Annotated in this window: 15 protein-coding genes; 3 read left to right on the forward strand and 12 right to left on the reverse strand. The window is 62.3% G+C overall.

The genetic code is table 11. The features are described 5' to 3' along the window. Positions 1-96: 96 nt before the first annotated feature. From BLT26_RS08255 to BLT26_RS08285, 7 genes are all read right to left on the reverse strand, one after another. A complete protein-coding gene (locus BLT26_RS08255) occupies positions 97-615 on the reverse strand; it encodes a DUF7931 domain-containing protein (RefSeq protein WP_091511896.1) in 519 nt (172 codons plus the stop codon). Next, positions 608-1030: a GNAT family N-acetyltransferase gene (locus tag BLT26_RS08260; protein WP_091511899.1), complete on the reverse strand. Its 423-nt coding sequence runs from the start codon at positions 1028-1030 to the stop codon at positions 608-610. The genes BLT26_RS08255 and BLT26_RS08260 overlap by 8 nt, the downstream gene beginning before the upstream one ends. A 1-nt stretch (position 1031) precedes the next feature. Beyond that, the gene (locus tag BLT26_RS08265; RefSeq protein ID WP_245720649.1) at positions 1032-2198 is read right to left on the reverse strand and encodes a cupin domain-containing protein; all 1167 of its coding nucleotides are present in this window, start codon (positions 2196-2198) and stop codon (positions 1032-1034) included. Positions 2199-2208: 10 nt separating this feature from the next. After that, positions 2209-3582: an adenylosuccinate lyase gene (purB, locus tag BLT26_RS08270; RefSeq protein WP_091511903.1), complete on the reverse strand. Its 1374-nt coding sequence runs from the start codon at positions 3580-3582 to the stop codon at positions 2209-2211. A 16-nt stretch (positions 3583-3598) separates the two neighbouring features. Next, positions 3599-4234, reverse strand: coding sequence for a high frequency lysogenization protein HflD (hflD, locus tag BLT26_RS08275; RefSeq protein WP_091511906.1), 636 nt, complete (start codon positions 4232-4234; stop codon positions 3599-3601). A gap of 70 nt (positions 4235-4304) precedes the next feature. Continuing rightward, positions 4305-5441 carry a tRNA 2-thiouridine(34) synthase MnmA gene (mnmA, locus tag BLT26_RS08280; protein WP_091511910.1) on the reverse strand — a complete coding sequence of 379 codons (1137 nt, stop codon included), beginning with the start codon at positions 5439-5441 and terminating at the stop codon, positions 4305-4307. Between the two features lie 114 nt (positions 5442-5555). Then, on the reverse strand, positions 5556-6137 hold the full coding sequence (locus BLT26_RS08285; RefSeq protein ID WP_091513319.1) for a pseudouridine synthase: 582 nt from the start codon (positions 6135-6137) through the stop codon (positions 5556-5558). Positions 6138-6289: 152 nt separating this feature from the next. On the opposite strand from BLT26_RS08285, the gene icd reads away from it, so the two are divergent. Further along, positions 6290-7540: an NADP-dependent isocitrate dehydrogenase gene (gene icd, locus BLT26_RS08290; protein ID WP_091511914.1), complete on the forward strand. Its 1251-nt coding sequence runs from the start codon at positions 6290-6292 to the stop codon at positions 7538-7540. 220 nt (positions 7541-7760) lie between these two features. Here the strand turns inward: icd and cspD are convergent, their stop codons facing one another. Then, positions 7761-8039 carry a cold shock domain-containing protein CspD gene (gene cspD / locus BLT26_RS08295; protein ID WP_091511916.1) on the reverse strand — a complete coding sequence of 93 codons (279 nt, stop codon included), beginning with the start codon at positions 8037-8039 and terminating at the stop codon, positions 7761-7763. A gap of 278 nt (positions 8040-8317) precedes the next feature. On the opposite strand from cspD, the gene clpS reads away from it, so the two are divergent. Beyond that, positions 8318-8695: an ATP-dependent Clp protease adapter ClpS gene (gene clpS, locus BLT26_RS08300; protein WP_091511920.1), complete on the forward strand. Its 378-nt coding sequence runs from the start codon at positions 8318-8320 to the stop codon at positions 8693-8695. Positions 8696-8807: 112 nt separating this feature from the next. Next, entirely contained in the window at positions 8808-11084 is a 2277-nt protein-coding gene (clpA, locus tag BLT26_RS08305; RefSeq protein WP_091511924.1) for an ATP-dependent Clp protease ATP-binding subunit ClpA, read from the forward strand. 77 nt (positions 11085-11161) lie between these two features. Here the strand turns inward: clpA and infA are convergent, their stop codons facing one another. The 4 genes from infA to trxB form a co-directional block, all read right to left on the reverse strand. After that, on the reverse strand, positions 11162-11380 hold the full coding sequence (infA, locus tag BLT26_RS08310; protein WP_010130378.1) for a translation initiation factor IF-1: 219 nt from the start codon (positions 11378-11380) through the stop codon (positions 11162-11164). Positions 11381-11519: 139 nt separating this feature from the next. Continuing rightward, positions 11520-12239 (reverse strand): arginyltransferase, encoded by a 720-nt coding sequence (locus BLT26_RS08315; protein WP_091511928.1) that lies wholly within the window; start codon positions 12237-12239, stop codon positions 11520-11522. Beyond that, positions 12236-12964, reverse strand: a complete 729-nt coding sequence (gene aat, locus BLT26_RS08320; RefSeq protein WP_091511931.1) for a leucyl/phenylalanyl-tRNA--protein transferase — start codon at positions 12962-12964, stop codon at positions 12236-12238. Before aat ends, BLT26_RS08315 begins: the two co-directional genes overlap by 4 nt. 139 nt (positions 12965-13103) lie before the next feature. Continuing rightward, on the reverse strand, positions 13104-14048 hold the full coding sequence (trxB, locus tag BLT26_RS08325; protein WP_091511934.1) for a thioredoxin-disulfide reductase: 945 nt from the start codon (positions 14046-14048) through the stop codon (positions 13104-13106). Between the last annotated feature and the right edge of the window lie 70 nt (positions 14049-14118).

The following is a 14118-nucleotide window of genomic DNA, read 5'->3' on the forward strand; positions in this document are numbered from 1 at the left end:
CCTGCTGCCCGTACGGTGCCCCGGGAATTGCCGGGGCGGCCCATGCCGGGGCGGCCCATGCCGGGGCGGCCCCTGGCCGGTTAATACTGCCGGCTCTCAGAGGTCCAGGCGGCGCAGTGCGGGATCGAGCGAGGCGCGCTCCCACTCCTGCCTGAACACTTCCTCCAGCCTGCGGGCCCTGACCCTGTCGCGGGGATCGTAAATGCCGAGCCACTGGTCGCGATCTTCCCGCAGCAGTACCTGCTTGCCGTCTGCCAGCACAAATTCCTGTTGCGGGGTCTCACTGGTGGGCGTGATGCTGCGTAACTGGATGCGGCTGCAGAGGCGCTGGGCGAGGTGGTGGGTACGGTTGAATTCCCGTCCCAGTGTTTCGCTGTCGCGGACCAGGATTTGCAGGTCGGTATAGCGGCTGCGCCTGGCGAAAGCCGAGAGCGCTTCCGTCACCCGGGGGTCGTTGTACAGGGTGGGGCAGAGGTTCTCTGAATAGATACACACCTGCCGGTGGGCACCCTGTAGCAGCTCCAGCAGGGCTTCGCGGAAGCCGGCAGCCGACTCCAGGGTGCGGAGCCCAGCAGCCTCCCGGTCGTCCGCGGTATCATCGCGCTCGTCAGCCAAGGTCCCGCTCCATGCGGATATGGGCGATGGCTGCCTCCTCGAATTCCTCACCCACGGGCAGGAAGCCCGCCTGGCGATAGAAGGCTTCGGCATGGCGCTGGGCATGCAGGTAGACCCGGGCCATCCCTCGATTGCGCGCGAACTCACAGATATGCTGCAGGAGACGCAGGCCAAGGCCGGTGCCCCGCAATTCTGGCAGTACCGCCATGCGACCAATCTTGCCGCCCGGCAGGATCCGCCCGGTGCCGACCGGTGTGCCGTCCCGCAGAACCAGGAAGTGCTGGGCCACTTCCTCCTGGTCGTCCCACTCTATTTCTGGCGGCACGCCCTGCTCGCGGATAAACACCGTGTCGCGGATGCTGCGCAGTGCCTCGCGGTCGCGGTCCCAGTCGGCGGGGCGGATCTCGACTGCCATTTCAGAAGTCCTCCGGCGGGTAGATCAGGGTGCCCTGGGCGACCAGCAGGTCGATCAGCCCCTCGCCAGCACCCAGTTCGGGGAAATCCTCGAGGTCCCGCGCGTCGATCGAGTGGCTGTTGCAGAAGCGCTCGGCAAAGCCGGGCGGAGCCGGAAAGCTCTCGCCATCGACGAACAGGGTTTCCGGATCCCTGCAGAAGGCGCAACGCGAGGCCGGGTTGAGCACCAGTGTGGCTCCCGACGGCAGCTGCTCGCGCCAGTCGGAGGCGTCCCCGGCATCCAGGGCCACCGTATCGGGATACTTGGCCTCGGTCATCATCGCGCCGAACCACTGGGCGATATTCCGCGGTTGCAGCAGCCACTCTCCCAGCTGCTCCTGCAGGCGGGCTACCGAGGCGGCGTCGATCTCCGCTGGCACGCGGGCGGGCTCGAGACCCGGGTCGGAGTAGCGCAGGTGCTCCGGCAGGGCGTGTGCCAGCTCCGCGGCCAGGTCTTCGAGGATGGTTTTTGCCGACGGGGCGCGAAAGCCCACGGAAATGGTAGTGCAGCTGCCCTCGGCGATGCCCCAGTGACTGTATTGCGGGGGAAGGTAGAGCATGTCCCCGGGCTCCAGCACCCAGCTGTTCTCGGGCTCAAAATCCCTGAGAATCTTGAGCGGCGTGCCTTCGATGCGCGGGCTCTGGTCGTCAACGCGCGCTCCCTGGTGCCAGAGGCGCTTGCCCTCTGCCTGCAGCAGGAACACGTCGTAATAATCGAAGTGGGGCCCGACACTGCCCTTGTCAGCCGCGTAGCTGATCATCACATCGTCGAGCCGCCACTCGGGGAGGAAGCGGAAATATTCCTTGAGCTCCGCCACCTCGGACATCCACTGGTCCACCGCCTGCACCAGCAGTGTCCAGTGGCTGCGCGGCAGCGAGAGGAAGTCCTCCTCGGTGAAGGGACCACTGCGGAGCTGCCACGGTCCATCCTCCCCGCGCTCCTGTATCAGGCGCGACTCCACCGCCTCCTCAAGCGCCATGCCCGCCAGCTCCTCGCCGGATACCGGTGACTCGAAGCCCGGGAAGGCATTGCGGATCAGCAGCGGCTTCTGCTGCCAGTAATCCCGGAGAAACTCGTCTACCGGCATGTCACCCAGGTGGGTAAGCGGGCGGGGCAGGGAAGCGGTCACCCTAAGCTCCTCAGATCTTTTTCGCCTGGGCGACGGCGTTACCGATGTAGGTGGCCGGCGTCAGTTCGTGCAGTGACTGTTTGGCTTCTGCGGGAATGTCCAGGTTATCGATAAACGACTTCAGTGTTTCCCGGTTGATGCCCTGTCCGCGGGTGAGGGCCTTGAGTTTCTCATAGGGCTCCTCGATGTTATAGCGCCGCATGACCGTCTGGATCGGCTCCGCCAGCACCTCCCAGGCGTTGTCCAGGTCCTCCGCCAGGCGCTCGCGATTGATTTCCAGCTTGCCGAGTCCCTTCAGGGTGGCGGCGTAGGCGATGGCCGAGTAACCGGCGCCGACACCCATGTTGCGGAGCACGGTGGAATCAGTCAGGTCACGCTGCCAGCGGGAGACGGGCAGCTTGGCTGCGAGGTGCTGGAATACCGCGTTCGCCAGCCCCAGGTTGCCCTCGGAGTTCTCGAAGTCGATCGGGTTTACCTTGTGCGGCATGGTGGAAGAACCCACCTCGCCGGCGACCACTTTCTGCTTGAAATAACCGAGGGAGATATAGCCCCAGATATCCCGGTCGAAATCGATCAGGATAGTATTGAAGCGCGAGATCGCATCGAACAGTTCGGCAATGTAATCATGCGGCTCGATCTGGGTGGTGTAGGGATTCCAGGCGAGCCCCAGCGAGGTGACGAACTCTTCGGCGTTTGCCTGCCAGTCCACCTCCGGGTAGGCAGAGAGGTGGGCGTTGTAATTGCCCACGGCGCCGTTGATCTTGCCCAGCAGTTCGATCTCATGGATCTGCTTCACCTGGCGGCGCAGGCGCGCGACCACGTTGGCCAGTTCCTTGCCTACCGTGGTCGGGCTGGCGGTCTGGCCATGGGTGCGAGACAGCATGGGCACTTCTGCGAAGTCCTGCGCGAGTTCCGCGATCTTGCTCACGATCTGGTTCATCGCCGGCAGCATCACCTGGTCACGCCCGGCGCGCAGCATCAGCGCATGGGAGAGGTTGTTGATATCCTCGGAGGTGCAGGCGAAATGTACGAATTCGCTGACCTTCGCCAGTTGCTCGTTGGTGCCGAACTTCTCCTTGATGAAGTATTCCACCGCCTTCACGTCGTGGTTGGTGGTGCGCTCGATCTCCTTGATGCGCTCGGCGTCCTGTACGGAGAACTTGGCGACGATATCGTCGAGCAGCTCTTCGGCATCACCGGTAAACGGGGGCACCTCGGCGATTTCCTCATGGCGGGAAAGCTGCTGCAGCCAGCGCACTTCCACCTCGACCCGGGCCCTGATCAGGCCATACTCACTGAAGATGTCGCGCAGGGCGGCGGTCTTGCTTTCATAGCGCCCGTCGATCGGTGACACCGCGGTCAGTGCCGATAGCTCGACTGTCATGTTCGTCTCTCCGAAATTACAAATTGGCTTGTTCGACTTCCGCGATCAGCTGATTGGTCGCGGTCAGCAGCTTCTTGCGCTGGAAAATAAGGTGCAGCCGGCTGCCTCCCAGCTGGCGCCACAGCGTTGCGGCGCGCACGCCGGCAAACAGCATGGTGCGGATCTGGTTGGCAACCCGCTGTTGCTGGAGGAAATTGAAGTCCCCGAGCACCTGGATCCTGAAGCGAAAAGTGCTGAGGGTATCGGTATAGATGCTCGCGAGGTTCGAGAATACGTTTTCGTGGTTCAGGCCGAAATGTTCTGACTGCACCCGGGCCCTCTCCAGCCGGCTGCCGATGATTGCCAGCAGGTCCTGCTTCTTGGACAGCTGTCGCTGGAGGTACAGTATGGACAGAGCATAGCGCAGGCAATCGGTGTATTCAGGGTGCTGGCGCGTACGCAGCAGCTCGCGCGATACGCGCAGGCCCGGTAGCAGCTTATCCATGCCATCGAAGACGTCCTCCGTCCGCTCCGGGTTGACCTGGAACAGGCTGTGGACAGCCGTATGCAGTTGCTCCTCGGGGGCACTGCCGGTTTTCGCCAGCCGCTCCACGAGAACGGACGCCTGGAAAATCCCTGCCAGGGCGAGTGCCTGGTCCCGCCATTTACTCAAGTTCTCTCCTTAAAACTGCTGTGCGTTGCTTACGGCCGTTGTGGCCGGCACCCGGTTTCCGCGTTTTCGTTTATCGGTATTTTGCCGGTACCTTTTCGCCGATGCCGGTGGCGCGTTCAATTACGGCACCGCCCAGGCAGATGTCGCCATCATAGAGTACCAGTGACTGCCCGGGTGTGATTGCCCGCTGGGGCTCGTCGAAGCTGACTTCCAGCTCCCCGTTGTCCAGTACCCTGACCGTGCAGCCCTGGTCCGGCTGGCGGTAACGGGTCTTGGCGCCGGCCCTGAATTCCCGTGCTGGCGGGCTGCCGTTGATCCAGTGGGTCTGGGACCCGTGCAGGCCGGTGGCGTACAGCAGGGGGTGGTGGGCGCCCTGGGCCACGACCAGCACATTGCGCTCGAGGTCCTTGCCGACGACGTACCAGGGGGCATCGCCTGCGCCACTTACGCCGCCGATCCCCAGACCCTGGCGCTGGCCGATGGTATGGTACATAAGACCCGCGTGAGTACCCATTACCTCGCCCTCCGGGGTCTCCATGTTGCCGGGCTGGGCCGGCAGGTATTGTTCCAGGAAGTCCTTGAAGCGTCGCTCACCGATAAAGCAGATACCGGTGCTGTCCTTCTTGTCGTGGGTGATGAAGCCATTCTCTTCCGCGATCCGGCGGACTTCCGGTTTCTCCAGTTCGCCTAGCGGGAACAGGGAGCGCGCAAACTCGGCCTCGCCCACGGCGTGGAGGAAGTAACTCTGGTCCTTGTTGGCGTCCAGGCCCTTGAGCAGGTGGGCCCTGCCGTCGATATCGCGGCGCCGGGCGTAGTGGCCGGTGGCGATGGCCTCGGCACCCAGCATCTCGGCGTACTCGAGGAACACCTTGAACTTGATTTCCCGGTTACAGAGGATGTCCGGGTTCGGAGTGCGTCCAGCCCGGTATTCGGCGAGAAAGTACTCGAACACGTGATCCCAGTACTCGGCAGCAAAATTGGCCGTGTGCAGACGGATGCCGAGGCGCTGGCACACAGCCTCGGCATCGGCGAGATCGGCCTTGGCCGTACAGTACTCGGTACCGTCGTCCTCGTCCCAGTTCTTCATGAACAGGCCTTCGACCCGGTAGCCCTGTTGCAGCAGCAGCAGGGCGGCCACGGATGAGTCTACCCCGCCGGACATACCGACGATGACGCGCTGGGGCTGTTTTACAGAGGGTTCAGGCATGGCGAATGGGACTGGCTGTTACTGCTCGGGTCGATTAAAAGGGGCGCAATTTTACCCGCGAAACGGCGTCGTGGCCATGGTTGTGGTGTTCTACCCTTATAGCCCGGATACCGCTCAGCGGCGCCGCTGCCGCCGAGCGGGTGCTTTCGCGGCGGCGAACACCTCCTCCTCACGGCAATGCCCCGGTTGCAGGGTGTCCAGTTTCCAGTTGCCGATGGCCATCCGGATGAGCCGCAGCGTGGGGTGCCCGACCGCGGCGGTCATGCGCCGGACCTGCCGGTTGCGGCCCTCGCTGATGGTCAGCTCCAGCCAGCTGGTGGGGATCGCGAGGCGTTCGCGCACCGGGGGAGTCCGCGGCCAGACCGGGGGTTGCGCCAGCGCGCGGGCCCGGGCGGGCGCGGTGCGGCCGTCCTTCAGCTCGACACCGTGGCGAAGGCGTGCCAGGGCGTCCGGGCCGATGTCGCCTTCCACCTGCACCCAGTATGTCTTGGGCAGCTTCTGGCGCGGGTGGCTGATCTGGTGCTGCAGGCGGCCATCGTCGGTCAGCAGGAGCAGCCCTTCCGAGTCGAAATCCAGCCTCCCCGCCGCATAAACACCCTTGTGGCGGATGTAGTCGGCGAGGGTGGGCCGCCCGCTATCGTCGGTAAACTGGCTCAAAACGCCGTAAGGTTTGTTGAATAGGATAATCTTACTCATGGGCGGGCTCAGGAAAGGAATGTAATCCAACTACAAAATTGGGCGGATACTGATATAATCCCGCCGATTTTTCATCCCGCCAGCGGGAATAACAGGGCGGGGCAAGCGACACCCGACCGAAATAGTCAAAGAGTTTTGGGAGTTTAAACGATATGGGTCATATCCAAGTGCCGGCAGACGGCGAGAAAGTTACAGTCAATTCCGACGGTTCGCTGAATGTTCCGAATCGCCCCATAGTACCGTTTATCGAGGGTGACGGCATCGGCGTGGATATCACCCCGGTAATGCGCAAGGTCATCGACGCCTCAGTCGAGAAGGCCTACGGCGGTGAGAAGGCCATCTCCTGGATGGAAGTTTACTGTGGCGAGAAGGCCGCAGAGACCTATGCCGGTGACTGGTTCCCGGCCGAGACCCTGGAAGCCCTGAAAGAGTACTCCGTTGGCATCAAGGGCCCGCTGACTACCCCGGTGGGCGGTGGTTTCCGCTCCCTGAACGTTGCCCTGCGCCAGGAGCTGGACCTCTACGTTTGCCAGCGCCCGGTGCGCTGGTTTACCGGCGTGCCCACTCCGGTCAAGAAGCCCAACGAAGTGGATATGGTGATCTTCCGCGAGAACTCCGAGGACATCTACGCGGGCATCGAGTGGAAAGCCGGCACCGACGAGGCGAACAAGGTCATCAAGTTCCTGCAGGAAGAGATGGGTGTCAAGAAGATCCGCTTCCCCGAGAACTGCGGCATCGGCGTGAAGCCGGTTTCCGAGGAGGGCACCAAGCGCCTGGTGCGCAAGGCCATTCAGTACGCCGTGGATCAGGACCGCGCTTCTGTGACCCTGGTGCACAAGGGCAATATCATGAAGTTCACCGAAGGCGCCTTTGCCGACTGGGGCTACGAGCTGGCCCGTGATGAGTTTGGCGCACAGCCGCTGGACGGTGGCCCCTGGCACAGCTTCAAGAACCCCAACACCGGCAAGGAAATCGTGATCAAGGACGTGATTGCGGATGCCATGCTGCAGCAGGTGCTGCTGCGCCCGGCCGAGTACGACGTCATTGCGACCCTGAACCTGAACGGCGACTACCTGTCCGACGCCCTGGCGGCCCAGGTGGGTGGTATCGGTATCGCGCCGGGCGCCAACATCTCCGACGAGGTGGCCCTGTTCGAGGCGACCCACGGCACTGCACCCAAGTACGCCGGCCAGAACAAGGTAAACCCGGGCTCCCTGATCCTGTCCGCCGAGATGATGCTGCGTCACATGGGCTGGAACGAAGCTGCCGACCTGGTTATCAAGGGCATGGAAGGTGCAATCGCCGCCAAGACCGTGACCTACGACTTCGAGCGCCTGATGGAAGGTGCGGAGCTCAAGTCCTGCTCCGACTTTGGTGATGAAGTGATCAAGCACATGGCGTGATCGCCTCTGGCTTGTCATTGAAGTCATTGAAAAAGCCCCGCTCCGGAAGGAGCGGGGCTTTTTTTTGCTGCGCGTTATTGTGGAGGCGTGGTGAGGCGCTGAATTGCCAAGCCTATAAGACCTAAGTCCAGAATCTGCGCGCCTGTAAACGGGCACTGGCAACCCGGCTGCCCTCTATATAGGTGGCGGCATGTGGGACAATGAAAGCGATCGCGGGCGCTCAGCCCAGGGCCTCGGCCTCTCGCTCTCGCGGGGAAGATTCGCCGGCCGCTCGCTCCTGCTTCGGCTGGGCCGCTGCGTCCACATTGATATTGGCGGCGTGGTAACCCTTGTCGCCTTTTATGATGTCAAATGTAACCTGTTGGCCCGCCTTGAGGGTGCGGTAGCCCTCCATCTGGATAGCGGAGTAATGCGCGAACAGGTCTTCACCCCCTTCGTCCGCGAGAATAAACCCATATCCCTTGGCGTTATTGAACCATTTGACGGTACCGGTAGGCATGGCGAAATCCCTCTAATTGCCGGGGCGACTGCAGGCCGCCTTTACAGAGTGTCTTTTATCGTTATCGAAGCGTTGTCGCTTGATTACCGCGTGCGTCCCTGCGGTAAGAGCGTCATTTATCGACGCTTGCACTACCTCTTGTAGCTAACAGTCCCGCCAATGTCAAGTGGGGGTACGCGCCTGCCTGCGAGGTTAAATGAGGGTACAATGCGGGCACGTCGATGGCGGCTGCCTCCCTGCAGCCGCCAGCGGGAGCAACAGCTGTATTGAAAGAAACTATGAGCAAAGAATTTCTTATAGAGTTGAGTTCGGGCGGTGGTGATGACCTGCCGTTCGGGGGCGATTTTGATGGCGACCTGGCGCTCGAGGAGGCGCCTGCGCGGGTCAAGCGTCCTCCCATGTACAAGGTGATCATGCTCAATGATGACTACACGCCGATGGACTTTGTGGTGGAGATCCTGGAGACGTTTTTCGGGGCTGACCGGGAGCGGGCCACCCGGCTGATGCTGCAGGTACATACGCAGGGAAAAGCGATCTGCGGTGTCTATACTCGAGATATAGCGGAAACAAAGGCAGCACAGGTCAATCAATTTGCCAGGGACCACCAGCATCCTCTGCTGTGTGAGATCGAAGCTGATGAGAGCGAAGAAGATTGATACAGGTCCCGTCGCCCGAAAGGAATCGGGCACACTCACGCAACGCCGTTTCACGGCGCGCACTGGTCAGGTGAATGGCGGGTGAAATTGGCATAAAGGGTTCGAGGTTTAGATGCTCAGCAAGGATTTAGAGGTAACGCTGAATCTGGCGTTCAAGGGCGCGCGCGCCAAACGGCACGAGTTTATGACCGTCGAGCACTTGCTGCTGGCGCTCCTCGACAACGAGTCCGCTGCTGACGTGTTGCACGCCTGCGGAGCCGACCTGAGTGCGCTGCGGCGCGAGCTGCTCGAGTTCGTGGACTCAACCACGCCGCTGATACCCGAGTCGGATACCGAGCGCGAGACCCAGCCGACGCTGGGATTCCAGCGCGTGCTGCAGCGCGCGGTTTTCCACGTGCAGTCCTCCGGCAAGAAAGAGGTGACTGGAGCTAACGTTCTGGTAGCAATTTTCTGCGAGCAGGAAAGCCAGGCAGTTTATTACCTGAAGCAGCAGAGTGTCGCCCGCATCGATGTAGTCAACTACATCACCCATGGGATTTCCCGCGTGGGCTCGAGCGGCAATAATGCCCACGGCGCAGAACCGGCACCCGAGCAGACCGACGAGGACCTCGCGCCCGGGGCTGAGCCGGGGGGCTCAGACCCGCTCGAGAGCTACTCCACCAACCTCAACCAGGAGGCTATCCTGGGCCGCATCGACCCTCTAGTGGGACGTGGCCCCGAGGTCGAGCGCGTGACACAGGTGCTGGCGCGTCGGCGCAAGAATAACCCGCTCCTGGTCGGGGAGTCGGGCGTGGGCAAGACCGCCATCGCCGAGGGCCTGGCGCGGCGCATCGTGGACGAGGAAGTTCCCGAGACCCTGCGCAATGCGACCATCTACTCCCTGGACCTGGGTTCACTGCTGGCCGGTACCAAGTACCGCGGCGATTTCGAGAAGCGCTTCAAGGCTCTGCTGGCGGAGCTGCGCAAGCGCGACCAGGCGATCCTGTTTATCGACGAGATCCACACCATTATCGGTGCCGGTGCAGCTTCAGGGGGCGTGATGGATGCCTCCAACCTGCTCAAGCCGCTGCTCTCCAGTGGCCACCTGCGCTGCATCGGTTCAACCACCTTTAGCGAATACCGGGGCATCTTCGAGAAGGATCGCGCCCTGTCGCGGCGCTTCCAGAAGATCGATGTCAACGAGCCCTCGGTGGAGGAGACGGTTGAGATCCTGCGCGGCCTCAAAACCTGTTTCGAGGACCACCACCGGGTGCGCTTCACTGACGCCGCGCTGGAAGCTGCCGCGCAGCTGTCGAGCCGGCATATCACCGAGCGCTTCCTGCCCGACAAGGCCATCGATGTGATCGACGAGGCGGGCGCATACCAGGCGCTGCTGCCGGTGGAGGAGCGCAAAGAGGTGATCGGTGTGCCGGAGATCGAGTCGGTGATCGCAAAAATCGCCCGTATCCCGGCCAAGAGCGTCTCCGCCTCCGACAAGGAGCAGCTGGCGCGCCTGGATGAGAACCTGAAGATGGTAGTGTTCGGGCAGGAGGAGGCCATCGGGGCGTTGAGCACCGCTATCAAGCTCAGCCGCGCCGGCCTGGGTGCCGACGAGAAACCCATCGGTTCCTTCCTCTTTGCCGGCCCGACGGGCGTCGGCAAGACTGAACTGTGCCGCCAGTTGGCCAAGGTGATGGGCATCGAGCTGATCCGTTTCGATATGTCCGAGTATATGGAGCGCCATACCGTATCGCGGCTGATCGGCGCACCCCCCGGTTATGTCGGTTTTGACCAGGGCGGGCTGCTCACAGATGCGGTGACCAAGCACCCGCATAGTGTGGTGCTGCTCGACGAGATTGAGAAAGCCCATCCGGAAGTGTTCAACCTGCTCCTGCAGGTAATGGATCACGGCACCCTGACCGACAACAATGGCCGCAAGGCCGATTTCCGCAATGTCATCCTGATCATGACCACGAACGCCGGGGCGGAGCTCATGAGCCGGCGGTCCATCGGTTTCACCAGCCAGGACCACTCAAGCGACGGCATGGAGGAGATCAAGAAGATGTTCACCCCGGAGTTCCGCAACCGGCTGGACAGTATCATCCAGTTCGGTTCGCTGGATTTCGAGGTGGTGAAAACCGTGGTGGACAAGTTCGTCGTCGAACTGCAGGCCCAGCTGGACGAGTCCAGTGTGACCCTGGAGGTCAGCGAGGAGGCCCGCGAATGGCTGGCGCGCCACGGCTACGACGAGAAGATGGGCGCACGCCCCATGGCCAGGCTCATTCGCGACAAGCTGCGCAAGCCGCTCGCTGAGGCGGTACTGTTCGGCGAGCTGGCGGAAGAGGGCGGCCGGGTGGAGGTCACCGTGGATGGCGATGAGCTGCTGATCAGGACCGCGGTGGCTGCCTGACTGCCCCGAAGAGAGGGGCGTTCCACAAAAAAGGCCACCATGGGTGGCCTTTTTTGTGGCTGCTGAGCGGATCTCGCTCAGCGGGCGCGGTAAGTGATACGCCCCTTGCTCAGGTCGTAGGGAGTCAGCTCTACCTTGACCTTGTCACCCGTGAGAATACGGATGTAGTTCTTGCGCATTTTTCCGGAGATGTGCGCGATCACCACGTGCCCGTTCTCAAGCTTTACGCGGAATGTGGTGTTCGGCAGGGTGTCGATCACCTCGCCTTCCATCTCAATGTAATCGTCTTTCGCCATGCGGCAGTAACCTTCAAAATAACTTTCAGACCTTTTACCCCGGCGGCACGCAGGCCGGGCCGCGGTGCGACGGCCGCGTATTTTGCACGAAAAGAGGCAATAGGGCAAAGCCCGGGGAAACCGCCCTGTTTGAGGGCCGCTACCGGGACTTCAGGCGCCAGCGGTTCTGGCCCAGCAATTCCACCGGCTGGAACTGGGTCTTGTAGGCCATTTTCTGGCACTCCTCGATCCAGTAACCAAGGTAGAGGCTCGGCAGCCCGAGGCGGCGCGCCCATTCGATCTGGTACAGAATGCAGTAACTACCCAGGCTCCGCCGGTGCTCGGCCGGGTCGAAGAAAGTATAGATGGCGGACAGGCCGCTGGTGAGCAGGTCAGTCACAGCGGTCGCCACCAGCCTGCCCCGGGCGCGGAACTCGATGTAGCGTGTGCTGCCCCAGGCCGGCGCCAGGAAGTCGCGGAACTGTTCACGGCTCGGGGGGTACATTTCGCCCTCGCGGTGGCGCTCCTCGATGTAGCGGGCGTAGAGCACGTAATGCTCGTCGGTGTCGATGGCGTCGACATGGAATACGTCCAGGTCCCGGTTACGTTTCCAGCAGCGTCGCTGGCTGCGGTCGGGTACAAACAGGCTGACCGGGACCCGTGCGGGCACGCAGGCGTTGCAATTGGCGCATTGGGGGCGGTACAGGTAGTTGCCGCTGCGGCGGAAGCCCAGCGCCGACAGCTGGCTGTACAGCCGCTGGTCCACTGGCGTCTGCGGGTCAATGAATACCGTGGTGGCCTCCCGATCCGGCAGGTACCCACAGGGGTGGGGCAGGGTGGCCAGTAACTGCACCGAGTCCAGCTGGGAATACTTGCTCATAGGTCCCGTTCCAGGTTCCAGGTTGGCTCCCAGGGGGCGGGGAGGTCTCCCATGCCTACTCCCTGCGCCAGCCGCCGCTCAAACTCCTCGCGCCCGATTTCCACCGCGCCCAGGCTTGCCAGGTGCGGGTTGCTCACCTGGCAGTCGATCAGGGGGCAGCCCCACGATTGTAACTGTCGCACCAGGTGGACAAAAGCGATCTTGGAGGCATCGGTAGCACGGTGGAACATGGACTCACCGAAGAATACGTGACCGATGGCAACCCCGTAGAGCCCCCCGGCGAGCTGGCCATCCTCCCAGGCCTCAACTGAGTGCGCATGGCCCAGCCTGTGGAGTTCCCTATAGGCGGCCCGCATCTCCGAAGTAATCCATGTCCCCTCTCCATCTACACGGGGTTCACTGCACGCGCTGATGACAGCATCGAAATCCCGGTCGAAAGTGACGCTGAAACGGCCGCGGCGAAGGGTCTTGCGGAGCGTGCGGCCGACGGAAAACTGCTCCGGCAAGACCACGCATCGGGGGGATGGGCTCCACCACAGGATGGGTTGGTCATCGGAGTACCAGGGGAAGATCCCGCGACGATAGGCTGCCAGCAACCACTCCGGTGTCAGCCGGCCCCCGACGGCGAGCAGGCCGTTGGGCGAATGTAACGCCTGGCGCGTGGGCGGGAAGTTCGGTCTCTCCCCATGAAGCAGGGTCAGGTGTTCGTCGCTGTTTCCTGTCATCGCTCTACCGTATCACTCATGCAGCCCCCCGTGGTGGGACGTCATCGGGCTGCGCCGGGGCTCTCCCTGAAAGCGTACAAAAGAAAAGGGCGATCACAAAGGATCGCCCTTTCCGTTTTAATAGCTGACCGGCAAGCGGTTACTGGCTGTCGAGGAAGCGCTCGGCGTCGAGGGCTGCCATGCAACCGGTACCCGCAGAGGTGACCGCCTGGCGGTAGATGTGGTCGGATACATCGCCCGCGGCGAACACGCCCGGCACGGAGGTCTGGGTGGCATTACCCTCCAGCCCGCTCTGCACGATAATGTAACCCCCGTTCATTTCCAGCTGGCCCGCAAAAATGTCCGTGTTCGGCTTGTGGCCAATGGCAATGAATACCCCGGACACATCCAGCTCCCGGGTGGAATCGTCCTGTGTGCTCCGCAGGCGCACGCCGGTGACGCCGTTGTCATCGCCGAGCACCTCGTCGAGGGTGTGGTGCCAGCAGACCTTGATATTGCCGTTTTCCACCTTGTCCATCAGGCGGTCCTGAAGGATTTTTTCGGCCCGCAGTTCATCGCGGCGGTGGATCAGTGTCACTTCGCTGGCGATATTTGACAGGTAGAGGGCTTCCTCCACGGCAGTGTTGCCTCCGCCGACCACGGCGACTTTCTGGTCGCGGTAGAAGAAGCCGTCACAGGTGGCGCAGGCGGAGACGCCGCGGCCCATGAAAGCCTCTTCCGAGGGGAGCCCGAGGTACTGGGCAGATGCCCCGGTGGCGATGATCAGGGCATCGCAGGTGTATGTCTCGTTGCCATTCAGTACGAAGGGTCGCTGGTTCAGGTCCACCGATTCGATATGGTCGAAGATGATCTCGGTTTCGAAGCGTTCGGCGTGCTGTTGCATCTGCACCATCAGGTCGGGGCCCTGCAGATCCGCGACGCCACCCGGCCAGTTCTCGACTTCAGTGGTCGTGGTCAGCTGGCCACCCTGTTGCATGCCGGTGATCACCACCGGCTTGAGGTTGGCGCGCGCGGCGTAGATGGCTGCGGTATAGCCGGCGGGACCGGAACCGAGAATAATCAGTTGATGGTGCTTGTTGCTCATAAAACGCTCTTACCAAAATCAGTTAACAACAGTGTGCCCGCTGCGGTCGAGCGGGGTTTGACCGAAAAAT

Source organism: Microbulbifer yueqingensis (genome assembly GCF_900100355.1).
In the GTDB taxonomy this organism is placed as follows: Bacteria; Pseudomonadota; Gammaproteobacteria; order Pseudomonadales; family Cellvibrionaceae; genus Microbulbifer; species Microbulbifer yueqingensis.

Bases quoted from the DNA above. Each gene is read 5' to 3' on its own strand.
- BLT26_RS08260 (WP_091511899.1), bottom strand. From the start codon at position 1,030: ATGGCAGTCGAGATCCGCCCCGCCGACTGGGACCGCGACCGCGAGGCA.
- purB (WP_091511903.1), bottom strand. From the start codon at position 3,582: ATGACAGTCGAGCTATCGGCACTGACCGCGGTGTCACCGATCGACGGG.
- mnmA (WP_091511910.1), bottom strand. From the start codon at position 5,441: ATGCCTGAACCCTCTGTAAAACAGCCCCAGCGCGTCATCGTCGGTATG.
- BLT26_RS08285 (WP_091513319.1), bottom strand. From the start codon at position 6,137: ATGAGTAAGATTATCCTATTCAACAAACCTTACGGCGTTTTGAGCCAG.
- icd (WP_091511914.1), top strand. From the start codon at position 6,290: ATGGGTCATATCCAAGTGCCGGCAGACGGCGAGAAAGTTACAGTCAAT.
- cspD (WP_091511916.1), bottom strand. From the start codon at position 8,039: ATGCCTACCGGTACCGTCAAATGGTTCAATAACGCCAAGGGATATGGG.
- clpS (WP_091511920.1), top strand. From the start codon at position 8,318: ATGAGCAAAGAATTTCTTATAGAGTTGAGTTCGGGCGGTGGTGATGAC.
- clpA (WP_091511924.1), top strand. From the start codon at position 8,808: ATGCTCAGCAAGGATTTAGAGGTAACGCTGAATCTGGCGTTCAAGGGC.
- infA (WP_010130378.1), bottom strand. From the start codon at position 11,380: ATGGCGAAAGACGATTACATTGAGATGGAAGGCGAGGTGATCGACACC.
- BLT26_RS08315 (WP_091511928.1), bottom strand. From the start codon at position 12,239: ATGAGCAAGTATTCCCAGCTGGACTCGGTGCAGTTACTGGCCACCCTG.
- aat (WP_091511931.1), bottom strand. From the start codon at position 12,964: ATGACAGGAAACAGCGACGAACACCTGACCCTGCTTCATGGGGAGAGA.
- trxB (WP_091511934.1), bottom strand. From the start codon at position 14,048: ATGAGCAACAAGCACCATCAACTGATTATTCTCGGTTCCGGTCCCGCC.